Annotated in this window: 18 protein-coding genes and 1 tRNA gene; 2 read left to right on the forward strand and 17 right to left on the reverse strand. The window is 61.0% G+C overall.

The window, feature by feature from the left end; genetic code table 11:
* Nucleotides 1-297 precede the first annotated feature (297 nt).
* The 9 genes from P0D89_RS01485 to P0D89_RS01525 all read right to left on the reverse strand — a co-directional run bounded on the left by P0D89_RS01485 (nt 298) and on the right by P0D89_RS01525 (nt 8,768).
* Nucleotides 298-555 (reverse strand): hypothetical protein, encoded by a 258-nt coding sequence (locus P0D89_RS01485; RefSeq protein WP_408376054.1) that lies wholly within the window; start codon nt 553-555, stop codon nt 298-300.
* A 44-nt stretch (nt 556-599) separates the two neighbouring features.
* Nucleotides 600-920, reverse strand: coding sequence for a hypothetical protein (locus P0D89_RS01490; RefSeq protein ID WP_408376055.1), 321 nt, complete (start codon nt 918-920; stop codon nt 600-602).
* A gap of 295 nt (nt 921-1,215) precedes the next feature.
* Nucleotides 1,216-1,524, reverse strand: a complete 309-nt coding sequence (locus P0D89_RS01495) for a hypothetical protein (protein WP_408376056.1) — start codon at nt 1,522-1,524, stop codon at nt 1,216-1,218.
* Nucleotides 1,525-1,533: 9 nt separating this feature from the next.
* Nucleotides 1,534-1,779: a hypothetical protein gene (locus P0D89_RS01500; RefSeq protein WP_408376057.1), complete on the reverse strand. Its 246-nt coding sequence runs from the start codon at nt 1,777-1,779 to the stop codon at nt 1,534-1,536.
* 808 nt (nt 1,780-2,587) lie between these two features.
* Entirely contained in the window at nt 2,588-3,154 is a 567-nt protein-coding gene (locus P0D89_RS01505) for a recombinase family protein (RefSeq protein ID WP_408376058.1), read from the reverse strand.
* Between the two features lie 1,502 nt (nt 3,155-4,656).
* On the reverse strand, nt 4,657-4,995 hold the full coding sequence (locus tag P0D89_RS01510; protein ID WP_408376059.1) for a hypothetical protein: 339 nt from the start codon (nt 4,993-4,995) through the stop codon (nt 4,657-4,659).
* 145 nt (nt 4,996-5,140) lie between these two features.
* A complete protein-coding gene (locus P0D89_RS01515; RefSeq protein WP_408376060.1) occupies nt 5,141-7,384 on the reverse strand; it encodes an AAA family ATPase in 2,244 nt (747 codons plus the stop codon).
* Between the two features lie 218 nt (nt 7,385-7,602).
* Entirely contained in the window at nt 7,603-7,884 is a 282-nt protein-coding gene (locus P0D89_RS01520; RefSeq protein WP_408376061.1) for a helix-turn-helix transcriptional regulator, read from the reverse strand.
* A gap of 149 nt (nt 7,885-8,033) precedes the next feature.
* Complete coding sequence (locus tag P0D89_RS01525) at nt 8,034-8,768, reverse strand: hypothetical protein (protein WP_408376062.1); 735 nt, start codon at nt 8,766-8,768, stop codon at nt 8,034-8,036.
* Nucleotides 8,769-8,970: 202 nt separating this feature from the next.
* Here P0D89_RS01525 and P0D89_RS01530 point away from each other — a divergent pair, with 202 nt between their 5' ends.
* Nucleotides 8,971-9,153 (forward strand): hypothetical protein, encoded by a 183-nt coding sequence (locus P0D89_RS01530; RefSeq protein ID WP_408376063.1) that lies wholly within the window; start codon nt 8,971-8,973, stop codon nt 9,151-9,153.
* A gap of 80 nt (nt 9,154-9,233) precedes the next feature.
* Here the strand turns inward: P0D89_RS01530 and P0D89_RS01535 are convergent, their stop codons facing one another.
* From P0D89_RS01535 to P0D89_RS01565, 7 genes are all read right to left on the reverse strand, one after another.
* Nucleotides 9,234-10,457, reverse strand: a complete 1,224-nt coding sequence (locus P0D89_RS01535; protein ID WP_408376064.1) for a tyrosine-type recombinase/integrase — start codon at nt 10,455-10,457, stop codon at nt 9,234-9,236.
* A gap of 2 nt (nt 10,458-10,459) precedes the next feature.
* Nucleotides 10,460-10,894 carry an Arm DNA-binding domain-containing protein gene (locus P0D89_RS01540; protein WP_408376065.1) on the reverse strand — a complete coding sequence of 145 codons (435 nt, stop codon included), beginning with the start codon at nt 10,892-10,894 and terminating at the stop codon, nt 10,460-10,462.
* 189 nt (nt 10,895-11,083) lie between these two features.
* A tRNA-Ala gene (locus tag P0D89_RS01545) sits at nt 11,084-11,159 on the reverse strand.
* 64 nt (nt 11,160-11,223) lie between these two features.
* Nucleotides 11,224-11,574, reverse strand: coding sequence for a c-type cytochrome (locus P0D89_RS01550; RefSeq protein ID WP_408356699.1), 351 nt, complete (start codon nt 11,572-11,574; stop codon nt 11,224-11,226).
* A complete protein-coding gene (locus P0D89_RS01555; RefSeq protein WP_408356697.1) occupies nt 11,571-12,362 on the reverse strand; it encodes a BON domain-containing protein in 792 nt (263 codons plus the stop codon). Before P0D89_RS01555 ends, P0D89_RS01550 begins: the two co-directional genes overlap by 4 nt.
* A gap of 26 nt (nt 12,363-12,388) precedes the next feature.
* Nucleotides 12,389-12,976 carry a phosphoheptose isomerase gene (locus P0D89_RS01560; protein ID WP_408356695.1) on the reverse strand — a complete coding sequence of 196 codons (588 nt, stop codon included), beginning with the start codon at nt 12,974-12,976 and terminating at the stop codon, nt 12,389-12,391.
* A 216-nt stretch (nt 12,977-13,192) separates the two neighbouring features.
* On the reverse strand, nt 13,193-13,636 hold the full coding sequence (locus tag P0D89_RS01565) for a YraN family protein (RefSeq protein ID WP_408356693.1): 444 nt from the start codon (nt 13,634-13,636) through the stop codon (nt 13,193-13,195).
* A gap of 361 nt (nt 13,637-13,997) precedes the next feature.
* Here P0D89_RS01565 and rsmI point away from each other — a divergent pair, with 361 nt between their 5' ends.
* Nucleotides 13,998-14,876 (forward strand): 16S rRNA (cytidine(1402)-2'-O)-methyltransferase, encoded by an 879-nt coding sequence (gene rsmI, locus P0D89_RS01570; protein WP_408356691.1) that lies wholly within the window; start codon nt 13,998-14,000, stop codon nt 14,874-14,876.
* Nucleotides 14,877-15,013: 137 nt separating this feature from the next.
* Here rsmI and P0D89_RS01575 read toward each other — a convergent pair whose 3' ends face one another.
* Nucleotides 15,014-15,616 carry a septal ring lytic transglycosylase RlpA family protein gene (locus P0D89_RS01575; RefSeq protein ID WP_408356689.1) on the reverse strand — a complete coding sequence of 201 codons (603 nt, stop codon included), beginning with the start codon at nt 15,614-15,616 and terminating at the stop codon, nt 15,014-15,016.
* Nucleotides 15,617-15,682: the final 66 nt, after the last annotated feature.

Genomic DNA, 15,682 nt, shown 5'->3' on the forward strand with positions numbered 1-15,682 from the left:
GAAAACGAAGGGAGTATCGTGAAGCGCTGCTTTTGCCAGACCTCGGTGAGGCGCACACGCTGACCCGTAGCAACTAACGCACCGCGAGCGTAACATTACTCTAGGTGGTTGTGTCAAGCTCCGGCTCACAAAAGTTGGGTCCGCGCTGATCCGGCAGCTTTCAATACCGTTTACCTTTCAGTCTGTTGCCCTATGGCTACACCAATGCTGTATTGGTTTCGAACGATTCGTTTGCGTCCCATCCGGTTTCTGACATGCGGTGGGCGCCCACCAATTGCTGCTTCCCGCGCGAGCCTGTCATGTAGCGTCCGGCGCCCCAGCCGGGTAATCGCGTGACGGCAAGCGAGCGCGGTCCGCGGCGCGAATGGCAAGCACGCGCTGCCGGCGCGCGATCATCAGATCCATCTGTGAAATTTCCATCCGCAACCGCGACGCTTCCACCTCCACCCGACTTACTGCCACGTCCAGTTCGCACATGCTTTCCACAACTCCCGCGACGTCAGCGCGCATTGCGATCAGCTCCGAAAGGATGAGACTCCAGTCTTCGTCTGTCATATTTGCTCCTTCCGCGTCACCGGCCTGTTGCCTAAATTGGTGAGCTACTCCGACGACGCCCAGCGGCACCAACGCGCCTTTCGCCACACGACTTCATAGTCCGCAATACGAGCAATGCCGCCGGGCGTGTGCAGACCGTCATGCGATGCAGCACGGGCGTCCAGCAAGCGCCGTCGCTGCGCAGTCATCATCGTGATTTGTGCGACTTCCTGTGAAACCGCCATCGCCAGTTTCATTTCAAATTCTACGAGGCGCATCTGCAACCGCGCCAGGCTGTCCTCCAGGCGGCTCATGCTGGCGAGCATATCGCTCTGGCTGGCCAGGATCTCGTCGAGCAGAATGCGAATCTGGTCGCTATCGTTCACGTTTCCTCCTGCAGTGCCGCCGCCGTCGCGCAGCGGGCCAGATGAACCCGCAGCAGATCACAGCACGGACCTTCACCCCATCTGCGCCTTCCCGATCCCGTAACGTTTATGGCACTCACACGATTCGTCGAACGAAAGCGACTTCGATATACAAACGGACGAAGAACCCAGCCTACTCAGTGCGAGGTGGTGACCATCCCATTACATGATTCATCGGAAGCGGGAGAGGCTGCTCGTGCATTTTATTAAGGCTTCTCAGAACGCGTACATCCGGTGACGGGAATCGTGATTTGGGTCAGTACTTGATGAACCCTCGCTGCCTTCTCTCTGCGTCGATCCGCTCCATTTCACCTTGCCAGTGCTTTTCCTGGTCGGCGTCCTCGGCGTTCATCGCGCGTAGCACGTTGGTCATCGCTTCTGTCTTGGCTCGCATCAGCTTCGCCTTGATTTGAAGCGTCTCAAAATCGCCATAGTCCACGGGTTTATAGACTCCACCTAGTACTGAGTGAACGTAGATTCTGTAGATCTCGTGGGCGATGATGGATGCGTGCTTGGGATCCATACCTTCGCCTTCCAGCGCGAGTGAAAATTGCAGCGTGTCCATCGAATATCCTTATCGCAATAGGGCTTGCCACTCGTGCGTGGCCTTGATGACAGCGTTGATAATCGTCGGCGCGCGCGTGTACATCAGCACGAGAAACATCAAGCCCACCAGGGCGCACATGGGCCAGACAAACCAGCGAATGAGTCGGTCCGTTTGTTTATCAGCCTCTTTGCGCCTGCGGTCTTCTTCCTCGTGTTGGCGTTCCCACCGCTCACGATCCTTACTTATCTGTGGCGCCAAGTCTGACTCGCCCATGTTTCTCCCGCTGTTCAAGCGGCAGCCAACTCGAACGGCGACTCGCCCGCGAGTGCGGCCTTGTTCCGCTATCGCAAATCATGCGCTTCGGCAGGTGACACCAGCATAGGGTACACCCATGGCGCAGAGCTTGAGGGGGGCCATTTTGATCGGTCGAAGGAGGATTGCACACGGGACACGCAGTCGACGCCATTGACCGCCTCCATCATCCTCTCGCTGCCGTATGATCCGTGCCTGCAAAAGACGCTTGTCCGCCGGCACGGGAATGATTGGAATACTGTCGCAGAGCCGCTTGGGTGTCAGCCGCTCGTAGCATGCGCAGAACTGAAACAAGCCGAGGTAGTGAAAGACGAGGGGGATCCCTTTAGCCGGCTGGACGCTAGCTGCCGGGCGTGTCTGGCTTCCAGATGAAGCCCGACTGCGACGTTTTCAATCTCGCGCTGTACGTCGCCGTCTTTTTGTCCCATATAGGTCCGCCGATCAACCTTTACGTTCGGTGCGCTCGCCCTTAACAGCCGAATTAGGGATTCAAAATTTTTCAGAATTTTTGTCGCTGTTTGCGTGCACGAATTTTATGGGACCCGCGCTGAGGTCAAAAGCGGGTATGCCGGGGGCGAAGACTGAAAGTCGCCCTGGGTGATCGGAGACTGGACAATGCATCGTCGGAGAGGCCGACGGCAACGGCGAGCAGCGCTGTTCTGTCGACTGCAGCATCGCGAGAATAACAATCGCGATCAAGGCAGCAACGGGCGCCACCGACGTTCGGTGTCCGATACGGCGTCGCGGCGCTCACTTGTGCAAGCGCGATTTATGGACGGCCCAGCGCGTTATAGATGGTCTGCCTTGCCACGCCGAAGTTCGCAGCCAGCTCAGCCTTGGACTCGCCCCTGGCAACCCGCTGCCGCACCTCAGCTATTTGGGCTTTGGTAAGTGATGGCTTACGTCCCTTGTACACATTGCCTTTCGCCTTCGCCAGCGCAATCCCCTCTCGTTGGCGTTCGCGGATGAGGGCGCGCTCGAACTGCGCAAAGCCGCCCAGCATCGTCATCATGAGGCGCGCCATTGGGTCGTCGCTGTTTCCACTGAAGGTGAGCCGTTCCTTCACGAACTCGACGCACACTCCTCCCGAAGTGAGTTCACGCACCATCCGCAATAGGTCCTCCGTGTTCCGTGCAAGCCGGTCCATGCTGTGGACAACCAGCGTATCGCCCTCGCGCACGTAGTCGTGTGCCATCTGTAGCTGTGGGCGCTGCGTGTCCTTGCCGCTGGCCTTGTCGGTGAACACCTTGTCAAGCGCAAGGCCGTCTAGCTGCCTCTCCGGGTTCTGATCGACCGTGCTCACCCGCACATAGCCGATCCTCTGCCCCTTGCTCATGATGGGCTTCCTTTAGATTGGTGTACCGCCGGTGTACCGCCTCGTGTCTCGACTGGGCTGTATAAGTAAGTTCTAGATTATGATGGACATACTGTCAAAGAATTCAAATCGACTTCAGTTGTACACGCAGAGGCGGCGTTTCGGCCAACGCGGATCGTCCATCTAAGGTGTACTTCAGATTGACACTGGGTGGACAATGGTATCCCGCCATACTTGCTGCCGTAGGCGACGAGGCATGAGGGCTCAGCGCAATTTTCTATCGCAAATGTCTCGACAAGAGTGAACTCTGGCTTAAAACGTTGCGCGCACGGATCGAAGCCCTCGAAAACTGCGATCAAATCATCGAACCTGGGATGCCAACCTGCGACCGTAACGGCGCGAGATTTGCCTTTGCCTGCTTTTGCCTGCGCGAACGGTTCGGCGAGCGACCGTACCTTTCGACGGACACAATCAAACGTCGTACCGCGTCGCTTTTTAGGTGATCCACCCCTCTCCCCTTTAGCAAGGGCAGGCTGCCGCTCGCGCTACCGGTTGTTTACTGCGTCGGTAAATTTGCATCGTCCGGCTTCTCATACACGACGCAGGTCACACGGCCGGCGCCCAGCATCGACACTGCCTCATCCCGCGAACGCCGCCGCTGTGGCCAGCGTCGAGTGATGCCGGGGACGAGCCCTTCGCTTTTAGCAATAACAGTAGTCGGTTCTACCACACCAATGTACGGGTAAACTCAGCCGAAAGACCAAACACACGCTTAGGACTACAACAAGTGCTGCCGACTATGATTTCGATCTCGTGTGCGCGCGCGATAGCTGTATACGAATACGACCACATAAGGGTAATGGGAGCGGGCCCGTCACCGCCATTGAGGCCTCGTGCGACGAGTGTCGGCGCATACGCGCGGAGAGAGCAGCGGTGCGAGCTCCATAATCAGTTGCCGGGCAAGCACCCCGCGAAACGCCACCCTCGCGTGTGCGCGCGATAGTTGTATTGGTTTCGAACGTGTGCAACTGCATAAAAATAAACTCGCGAATCGCTAGCCGACATGCCGTATCGGCTCGCCGCATCACGTGCCTAGGCGGAACTGATGGACCTCCATGCTGTCCGACGGGGCGCCGCTCTGGACCTGATATGCGAGCCCGGTGAAACGCCCCCATCGGCACCGCACGCCTTGGTGAGATAGCTGAGCCTCGCATAGCTCCCGAGGCTCACCGCTCCACCCAGGAAACAAGGCCCCCCGTCAGTGCCCTGAACCTAGACGAGATTGACCTCCACGCAACATAGCCCCCGCGATCGCAGCCCGAATGAAGATAGAACGGTGGAACGGCCCCCGCCAGTACCACGCGCCTACGAGGTTACTGAGTCTCGCAGCATCTCCCGAGGGGCGCAGCTCCAGTAACAAGATAGACCGAATGAATAGGAGCACCCGCCGGTACAGCGGGTCCCAGGCGGAATTGACCGTCGCACAGCCCCGGTCGCGTGACCACCGCTCAAAGGGAAGTACATTAGCGGAAGAACGGCATGCCACAGGCTGCCGCCTGGCGCAGGAATTCGTGCTCGCAGCGCGCCGTGGCAAAGTCTCCGGTGCGCTTGACCATGGCCCCGCCCCTTTCGACGTTCACAGCGTTGTGCCACGCGCCGCAGTGCCAGACGAGTTCCCCGAATTGGCGATCGCGGTGCAGCGACACCTTCGCCTCTGGATACGCAATTTTCGCGAGGTAGGCTGCCGTCTCTGCCTCTTCGGCGCTCGCAAAGCTTTTGGTGCTAATTTCAGCAACGCGGGTCCGCACGACCATCACCCATTGAGTTTCCGTCATTTTCGTATCCATCAAAAAGTGAAACATCTGCGCCGCGGGAGGAAGGCGGTCCAACGGCAACACACAAGTGGACGCAAAATGACGCACCCTTATAGGTGGGTGCGTCTTTTGCGTCTTTCGTCCTGAAACACAAAAAACGCAAATCCGTCTTTTTGGGTCTTTTGCGTCGCGCTCAGACGGCCCACAGCCAGTCGTCGTTGATGCCATAAATGCCACGCGCCGACATCGCCTCGATTGCGCGTTGGGCGTTCGTGTGCCGGCGCTTCGGCTCACATGCGAGTGTTGCGCTTCCGGCCCGCATGGCGGCTTCCAGCTCGACGCAGGGTCGACCGGGCGGTGCGCCGCCTTCGCCGACGTTCATCGACGCGCGCAGCAGTTCGTTGACGGCCTTATAGACAAGCTTCTGGTTCGGACCTTGAGGCTGCGGCCGGCGCGCTTCCTTCATTGCGCCGTCGGATTCCACCACACAGCTCGTGATGGCATCGCCATGGTCATCCTGGCCAAGCTCCACGTCGTGCAACACGAAGGGATGGGTGCCCCCATCCACGTCGTCCTTGCTCTTGGCCACCGACCATTCGCGGCGGCTGTCGGCGCGCGACACCTCGATGGCCGCGTCGAGCGCCGCATACAAGCTCGAATGGCCCCGCAACCCTCTCGTCGTGTCCTTGCCCGTGTGATGGACGAGCAGCACCAGCCCGCCAACCCACTTCTGCAGGCGCTTGGCAGCGGCGATGATGTTGCCCATGTCGACGGACGAGTTTTCATCGGCGCCGGGTGCGGCGCGGTTGAGCGTGTCGAGCACCACCAGCCCGCCCACCCCGCCTTCGTCTTGAATCGCGCTGGCGAGCGCGGCGAGGTCCTCACGGTCGCGCAAATCGAACGGCTCCGTCACAAAGCGCAGGCCATCCGGCAAGGGCTTTTCGTGGTGCTTGGCCCACGCGTTAATGCGCTTACCCATGCCGGCATCGCCTTCCAGGACGCAGTAGGTCACCGGGGATTGCGTGACGCGATGCCCAAACCACGTGGGCGCGCCAATCCCGATGGCTGCGGCCAAATCGAGCGCCAAGAAGGACTTGCCACTCCCGCTCGGCCCGTACAGCGCCGCCAGCCCCTCGCACGGCAATACGCCACGCACGAGCCATTGCATCGGGGGCGCCTTCGCCAGGTCGGCGGCAGTGCGTAACTGGTAGCGCGGACGCGAATGCTTTTGCGCGACTGTAACGCCATTGGCGCGATACGCCTTGCGTAAAGCATGGGGGTTTGCGCCTGCCTCCTGCGCCATCTGTATGAGCGTGCCGACCGCAGTTGTTCGTCCGTTCGGGCCCAACGCGCCGGCTCGCTCAAACTTCTCGGTAAAAGCCGTCCGGATGTCGCCCCCCTGATACTTCTCGGAGCGCTCCGAGGCCCGTATCCCAACCTCGATGGCCTCTTCTTCCTGCTGCGTGCCTTTGTACATTCCTGCCAGCCCGCAGATGACCTTGCTAAACCATTCAGGCTCTGGCATATCCATGTTGATATGGCGAAGCACGCAGCAATCAAACTCCTCTGGGTCATTCCACCCGTGATCCTGCTTCAATTGCAACGGATCGACCATTAGTGGACCACCATCTGTTCCACGGTGCGCGGCTGGCGCGATGCGGGCTTTGCTGATGCCAGCGTGGTCCGCATATGGCCGCGAACCTTTCACCAATGCGACCGGATTGAATCCATACTTGGCACCAACCATTTTCGATGTGTAGTGTAGATGCGCGGTGCCGAACGGCGAGGGGTCCACGCCTACGATGGACTTGACCCACGCATGCATGTCCGGCTTGGCATACGGCTCCGCGAGGATGAACCAGATATGTGCCTTGAACCGGTCGTGGTTCTGCGGCAACACCGAGCTAGCTGACAATTGCAATATGAAGTCAACGTCGTGATAGCCCTGCGGCAGATGTTGCTTTATCCAGTCGCGCGCGATCTCCACACGATCAGCTATCGGGCAGTAGCCCATGATGCCCATCGGATCGAACTGGGCGCGCGTCCAATCGTCCACGTCAAACATGGCGACACGGGTAAGCGCCTTTGTGTCAAAGTTTTGCCCTAGCTTTCGCAGCTCAAGGCATCCGTCACGTAAGCGTGTCGCAAGGCGGTCGTCTCCCAGTGCGTCTGCTTTGGCCCCTCTGTCCGGCTCGTTTGGCGCAAGCTCTACGCGCGGCGGCTCAGTGACGATGGCGCTGTGCGGATCGTCCGCGAGCTCAAGCAACAACGAAAACAATTCTTCCGGCGTGCCACAAGGGACCTGTCGCGCGGCAAACCACTTTGCGGCGCTGTGCGCTTTCACGCTGCCATCGAGCAGCAATTCTTTGGCAAGTTTTAGCAGACGTCCGGTCGTCGTCAGGACAGTGACCCCGAGGGACACAGGACGTTTGTCCATCACAGGCTGTACTTGAGTAAGCGGGTTCGCTACCATAACCTTGTTAAGTTAAGTTGTACTTAGTTCCACAGAGTCTGCTCAGAACAGACGGTCCAAGGTTTTCTTTTGCTGTGGGTCGCTAGGAGCGGGCGAAGAAGCCGGGTGTTTCTTCCGCGAACATCATGCCGGCGTGAACCGCGTGATCGCTTGGGGTGCTCATTGAGCGAGGGGCTGTTTCATTAGGGAGCCTCCGCCCGGTAGTTCACAGGGTCGCGGAAGAATTTGTGGAGTTCGGACGCCGGCCAGACCGTGCATCGACCGCCCATGCGGATCGGCGCCGGCGCCTTGCCTTCGAGCACCAGCTTGCGCCAGGTCTCACGACTGAACGGCAAAAACGCCGCGAATTGTTTGAATCGGAAAAGCCCCACGTCGGGAAGCGTGATCGGCATCTCCGCGGACGAAACGAAGCGTCCTGCCGGCTTCGTGCCTTCGCTGGTTGTTACGAGCGTTTGATTCGCCATGTTGTTCCTTGTCAAAGGTTGTGAAACATGGCTTCGGAATTTATAGATTGGTACCCGCTCGGAATAGGCGCGAAGGGTCGCGCCATTCTGCTGGAGAATGGGCGCGCCATTTCGGACAACCGCGCCGGATATGGCGCGGAAGGGTGCGACTATTTTTTGCGCCGCCCAGCGGGCAAATCGTTCGCACGCAGGATGGTGGCCATAGCTTCGGCCGTTCGCTCGGTAACTTTTTGTGTCACCAACCACTCCACCACATCCTTGTTCGTCGGCGCCGTGGAAGGGTCGGCCGGATCGTAAAGCGACCAGAATTTTTGGGCAGCAGCGTCCATCTGACGAAGCAGACGTGTATCGTGATCGCCCCAAGGCCATTTCGAAGGCACGGAGCGGGAAGCTGATGGGGAGTCCCAGTAGGGGTCGTACGGGGGGTTGTATTCTCCAAAGAATTCCACGAGCGCTGCGGGAAGACGCCACCGGTTCTTAGCAGCCCAGGCGACAAACTCCTCCACCATTATCGTTGCGTCGATCGTCGGGTTTTCGCTGGGGCCGGAGACGATAGCCAACGGCTTACCGATGCCCGCGTTCCGCGCGGCGACGAAGAGTCGGTCATTAAATGATTGCGATTCAGCAGGCGCGGTTCCGAACTCGGCGCCCCTGCCCCACTCGACCTTGTCCGGGTCGATGTTTTCAGAGAGCGACACCAACTCGCGAATCGTCGCTTCGGAGATGTGCGCCCATCTGTTCCAGTTCGGCCGGCGATCGGCTTCTGCAGCAGATGCCGTTCCTTTCGCCGTCGAGGTCGCAGCCGCCGCATCGCGTGCGTGCTCAGGGTTCGTACGGCAGTCCTCGCTACCCGGCTCGATGCCCACAGTCTGTCGGTCTTTCATTCCAGCCCTTAAGTGCTATTTCACTCGCGCGTCGAGTTTGCAAGCGCCTCGACTACTCCATGCCCGCACCGCCGCGCGCGGTCAAACCAGTGCGGGCGCAGCGGTGCTGCAAACGGCTGGAGTCGTCAGCGGGCGATTGTACTGTTTCGAAGCCAACGATGGATCAGCGGACAATGCCACCATGGCGACGGGATCGCGCCCAGTGAGCGAGATGTGGGGAGGCATCTTGCGCAAGGTGGCAGAAGAGAAAATCGCCAGCAGCATCCGACGACGACGCCTTTCCCGCGAAGGCATGCATACTGTTGAACAAACGTTAGCACTGGACGTGTCGCTGCGCGCGGTAGTGCTGATCGACGGATTCAACCCAACCGTGTTGAATCGCTAGCGCAAGCAGTAACTCAGCGTCGTGTAGGCTGTCTCAAGATGCTCCGCCTAATGTCCAGCGGTTGAGGCAGCGACGACGGTTCATGTCGAGTGCGCTTCTGCGACTGCTATCGGGTCGATCCGGGGTTCGGCCTTAAGCGAGTCGAGATAGTCCGCCCATGCCTGCATCATCCGGATACGGTCGTCAATGAACTTCGTCCTGTTGTAGGCAGTTCCGAGCGCGTCCGGCACCTTGTGAGCAAGCTGGTGCTCGATGACTTCGCCCGGAAAGCGCAGGTGCTCATGCAGGATTGTGCGCGCCATCGCCCGAAACCCGTGGCCCGTAATCTCTGTCTTGGTGTCGAATCCCATCCGCCGCAACGCCGCGTTCACTGCCGCGCCACTCATCGGTTTTTTGACATCCCGTCCAGGGAAAACGTAGGTGCGTTGACCGGTAAGGGCGTACAACTCGCGCAGGATCGCGACAGCCTGCGTGGCGAGCGGTACCAGATGCTGGGTCTTTGTCTTCGAAACCGTGTAGCGCCACTGCGCCTTATTGAGATCGAAGTGCGCCCACTCCGCGGTGCGGAGCTCCCCGGGCCGGACAAACAGCAGCGGCGCCAGCTGCAACGCGCACTGAACAACGAACGTGCCTTGGAACGCGTCGAGCGCGCGCAGCAGTCCAGCCACCTCGGAAGGCTCCGTAACGGATGGGAAGTGAGTATGGCGCGCCGCCGGCAGTGCGCCGCGCAGATCCGCGCTGACATCACGCTCGGCTCGCCCGGTAGCGATCGCGTAGCGGAAAACCTGACCACAGTTCTGGTGGACACGGTGCGCAGTATCAAGCGCTCCGCGGGCTTCTACCCGGCGCAGCACCGCGAGCACTTCTGGGGCGGCAATCTCGGCAATGGGGCGACCGCCGAGCCACGGAAACACATCCTTCTCAAGGCGTCCCATGACTTTTTCGGCGTGGGACTTTGCCCATCCCGATTGGTACTTCGCGAACCACTCACGGGCGACAGCTTCAAAGCTGTTGGCCGCACGCTCCGCCGACCCAGCCCGCTGGACTTTACGCTCGACGCCCGGGTCAACCCCATTCGCCAGCAGCTTGCGAGCGGCGTCCCGGCGCTCGCGTGCGTCCTTCAAGCCGACGTCAGGATACACGCCCATTGACAGGCTCTTCTCCTTACCCCCAAACCTGTACTTGAGCCGCCACCACTTACCCCCGGCGGGAGTAACGAGCAGATACAGCCCACGCTCGTCAAACAGCTTCTGCTGCTTGTCGGTGGGCTTTGCGTTGCGGACCTTCAGATCAGTAAGCGCCATGATTAACCCTTGGGAATGACGGCGCGCGTCGCATCCAGAAAGACACGAAGCTCGGCGGTTTCGGCGCCAGTCATGTTCATGCATCGTTTTCCCAGCCGCAATGACAGGGCTCCGTCGCTATCCAGTGTGAAGCGCATCGCCGCCTCCCTTCGATCCTGCTCGTCACGCTGTGCAATGCGCTCCTCCTTGCGCAGCTCCGCCGGATCGATGCCGGCAACCAGCAATTTGCGCGCTTCGTCGCGCCGCTTGCGCGCCTCGCTTACAGTCACATCTGGAAATACGCCCAGCGCCAACCGCTTTTCTCTGCCCCCTACCCGATACTTGACCCGCCAATACTTGCCCCCGGACGGATGAATCTCGAGAATCAAGCCCCGACTGTCGTACAGCCGCCAGATCTTCGCGCGCGGGCCCGCGGCGCGGATCGCCGCGTCCGTCAAAGGAGTCCGGGCAGTTCTGGCCATTTGGGGGTAGCAGGTCCGGTAAGCATGGGGGCGACCACCATAGCTACCCCGGTTTGGGGGTTGTAGTCACTGGGATAATCTTGTGGAAGTTTGCAACAAAAAACCCCGTGAGGCTAGGCCTGACGGGGTTTTCTGGTAAAACTTTGGTGTTGCTTGGAATCGACTTGGTGGAGAGGAGGAGGATCGAACTCCCGACCTTCGCATTGCGAACGCGACGCTCTCCCAGCTGAGCTACCCCCCCAACGTGCGAACAATTCTAGCACAGCCGTTTTCTATTTTGCCAAGCCCGCGACGGCGGGAAAACATCACTTCGAAGGCGCCCCCGCCAACACCCAATCCACCACCGCTCGAACATCCGCATCGCTCATGGACTGATGCGCCGGCATCGGAATCATGCCCCACACGCCGGAGCCGCCATCCTTAACCTTGCGCACGAGTTTCGCCGGCGCCTGCGCATCGCCCTTGTACTTCGCGGCGATCTGTTGAAACGACGGACCGACCAGTTTGCGGTCCACCGCATGACATCCCATACACGCATTCGCATTCGCGACCGTGCGTCCGCGCGGCGCATCGGCGGCGCGCGCAGCCGTCGCACCGAAGCTCGCTAACACGCCAATCAGCACCGCAGAAGTCACGACCGCAACACCACACTTCATGGCACCGCCTTCGGATTACCCGGACGCACCGAACTAGAGTTGTTAACCGGCGCGGGAGCCTGCTGTTCAAGCGGCCGCGCGCTCACCGACGAATCCGGAATCGCGCCGACCGTCGGCTCGCCTGCATCCGGCTGCGAAGCCACGACCGGCGCGGTAGCCGCCGCCGTGGCCGCGGCCGCTGCTTCCTGCGGCTGAATGTACTGGAACACCTTCACGACCTGGACCACACCCGGCACACGGCTCGCGACATCGGCGCCGCGATTGCCTTCGTCCATCGTCACGAGCCCCATCAGGTACACCGAGCCCCGCTCGGCCACCACCTTGAAGTTGTTCGCTGAAATGTTCTTCTCGGCGATCAGCGCGGTCTTCACACGCGTTTCAAGATAAGTGTCGTTGGTACGTGACGAAAACGAGCTGGCCGGCATGATCGCCAGTTCGTTGACGATCGTATTGACGTTGTTCAAGCCTCGCACGATGCTCTCGGCGCGCTGCTTCGACACGTCCCCCGCCACCTCGCCGGTCAGCAACACGCGGCGGTTGAATACCGCCACGTTGACGTGCGCGTTATCCGGCAAATTCTGGCTGATCTGCGACAACGCCTTCACCTGCAACTCGCGATCTTCGGTCTGCGCACCAAGCGTGCGCCGGTCGGTCGCCATCAGCGCGCCCCCGCCCGCCGCGCCGGCGACGGCGAGAAAGCAGCCCTGCAACGTCGCCGACAGCCCCGCCGCGAACCCAATCACCAGCACGGTTCTCACCAGTGTCTTCTTGACGCGGAATACGCTCATCAACTAGCTCTCCTTCGGAATCAGTCTCAGTCTTCGCCCAGCAACATGGCATCGATGCCGTCGCATAGACAATGGATGGTCAGCAAGTGCACTTCCTGAATACGCGCGGTGCGCTCGGACGGCACGCACACGTGGATGTCGGTATCGCTCAATACTTCCTGCATGCGTCCGCCGCCCTTGCCGGTCAGCGCGACTACGATCATCTCGCGCTCATGCGCGGCTTCGATCGCGGCGAGCACATTCGCGGAATTGCCGGACGTGGTGATCGCGAGCAGCACGTCGCCCGGTTGACCGAGCGCCCATACCTGCTTCGAGTAAATCTGCTCGAACGAATAGTCGTTGGCGATAGCGGTGAGCACGGACGTGTCGGTGCTTAGCGCGATCGCCGGCAAGCCCGGCCGCTCGCGCTCGAAGCGGCCGATCAGTTCGGCGGCGAAATGCTGCGCATCGGCCGCCGAGCCGCCGTTGCCGCAAGCAAGAATGCGATTGCCGTTTGCCAGCGCGGCGAACATCGTGTCGATCGCAGCGGCGATCGGCATCGACAGGGTTTCGAGGGCTTCGAGTTTGACTGCCGCACTGTCGCGGAAGTGTTGTTGAATGCGTTCGACTGACATCGAGTCTCTATCTTCTACCGCGAATGGACCGCACTGCGCAGCCCTGTTGTGAAGTCGTATTGCAAAGTCGCGCCACGCCGATGAACGCTGCCGGCAACGCCGTGCGTAAGCGCAAAATCATCGTGAAATGCGCGGCTTCCTGAGTTGTCGGCGTGGCCCAACGGCTCGCGCGCGAGCGCAAGTTTATCGTACTCACACCCTTCTCCGCGCATCGCGTCAGACTTCGTCGGCGCGAAACGCATCGCGCAACCAGACGAGCCGGCCGCCGTCGAATGCAATCACGTCGAAACGGCACGCGGGCTGATCTCCCGAAGCGCCAGTGCGAGTTGCCAGATAGTGCTGTGCCGCGCGCACGATGCGTTGCTTCTTTTGCCAACCGATGCTCGCGGCCGCGCCCCCGTAGCGACGCTGCGCGCGGGCACGGACTTCGACGAATACCAGCGCGCCGTCGCGCTCGCGCATCACGAGGTCGATCTCGCCGCCCCGGCACGACACGTTATGCGCAACGAAATGCAAACGTTGGCGCTGAAGAAACTCGCGCGCGCGCAACTCGAAAGCCGCGCCGACGAGTTTGGACCCGGCGGGTCGGGAAAAGTTGTGGAGTGGACCGGCACGCTTTGGTGGGGCAGTTTTCGGTGGCGTACCCGGCGCCGTCTCCAATGTAGTTCTCGGCGCGCCCGTCGATGCTATCCGACGCTCGGTTGTGATCGACGCCGTCCGCCGCGCAATCCCGTGTGCCGTTCCCGGCGCTGTCCGCAGCGAAGTCTCCGGCGCAGTTCTCGGTTCACTCTTCAGCGCTGCCCTACACTCATTTGTTATTGGTGCCGCCCCCTGCATCGTGTCCATCGCGCTCCGCGGCGCGGTCTTCTGCGCGGTCCTCGACTCAGTTGTCATTAGCGTCGCCCCCGCCGCAATCCCCGCTGCAGACCGGCACACCTCCGCCGTCTCACCGCCGCCCAGGCTGCGCAATCCCGCATGGCACAATGGCGGCCTCATTCCGTCTGTTTGCGTCTTCTGCCTCATGACTTCTCTCTCCGAACTCGCGCAAGGGCAGCAGTACCCCGCCGCCGCGCTGTATGTGGTGGCCACGCCGATCGGCAATATCGCCGACGTTACGCTGCGCGCGTTGCATGTGCTCGGACTCGTGGATCGGATCGCCGCCGAAGACACCCGCAACACCGGTCAATTGCTCACGCGCTACGGCATCTCGAAGCCGCTCGTCGCCGTGCATCAACACAACGAGCGAGCCGCGGCACTGCGGCTGATCGAGCATCTGCAGGCAGGCGAGCGCGTGGCCTACGTGTCCGATGCGGGTACACCCGGCATCTCGGACCCCGGCGCAAAACTCGTCGACGCCGTCCGCGAAGCCGGTTTCCCAGTCATCCCGCTGCCCGGTGCGAGCGCGCTCACAACCGCGTTGAGTGCGGCCGGCGACTGGGCCGCGACGTTCTCGTTCCTCGGCTTCCTGCCGCCGAAGGCAAAGGCCCGCGCCGCGACGTTGCAGTCGCTCGCAGAACATCCACACGCGATGGTGTTTTACGAAGCGCCGCATCGCATCGTCGAAACGGTGCAGGCACTTGCCGACGCGTTCGGCGGCGAGCGCAAGCTGCTGATCGCACGGGAATTGACGAAGTTACATGAAGCGCTGCATCGCGGCACCCTGGCCGAAGGGCCAACGTGGCTCGCCGCCGATCCGAACCGGCAACGCGGCGAATTCGTACTGGTGGTGGAAGGTGTGTCGACGGAAGCCGCCGGCGAACAGGATCACGACGCGTTGCTGCGCATCCTGCTGGAAGAGTTGACAGTGAGCAGCGCGGCGAAAGTGGCGGCAGCCATCACCGGCGCGTCGCGCAATGCGCTGTACGCGCGCGCGTTGGCGCTGAAGGCGGATGAAGAATAAAACAGAGGGATAAAAGAAAAGGGCCGCGGCAGTTTCGACTGCGCGGCCCTTCGTTTTTCTGCAGACACGACATGCATGATCGCCGTGCTGCGCGGCGCCACCAGCGCCCCCTGGGCGGCGCACCGGCTGCCACTACATCACTTCTCGGCGCTCGAACCCGAGTTGGACGCCAGTGTTTCGTTCATCTCGGCGCGTGCTTCCTGCTGCGTCAGACCGTCGATCTGGACCCGCGCCGTCCCGATATGGCGCATGTCGAGCGCAGTCGCGGCCGCCGCCGACAGGTCGATCACGCGACCGCGCGCGTACGGACCACGGTCGTTGATACGCACGATGACCGAGCGCGAAGTGGCAGGATTGGTCACGCGCACATACGAGCCGAGCGGCAGCGTACGATGCGCGGCCGTCAGCGCGTGCATGTCATAACGCTCGCCGTTAGCGGTACGGCGGCCATGAAAGAAACGACCGTACCACGATGCGCGACCCGTCTGATGAAAGTCCGACACGTCCGTGCCGTCATCAGTCAGAGGCTTTGCGTCGGCCAACGGAGTGCCTTGGGCGGTCGGCTCTGATGCCGGCGCGCTACCGTAGGATTGCGGTCCGAAAGAGCCCGTTTGCGCTGATTTCGTGCTGCGCGGCACGTCGTTTGCAGACGTGTCGCTGGCGCCCGGAGGCGTGGCGCAACCGGCCAGCACAAAAAAGGCAAAAAGAGTCCCCAGACTGCGGGATAACCGAGTTTTCATAAGACGTGCAATCAAATTGTCGAGCCGCATCACGCGAAGTTTGAGCGTGTTGCCTGCGACTCCGGC

This window comes from Paraburkholderia sp. RL18-085-BIA-A (assembly GCF_046027075.1).
GTDB lineage: Bacteria > Pseudomonadota > Gammaproteobacteria > Burkholderiales > Burkholderiaceae > Paraburkholderia.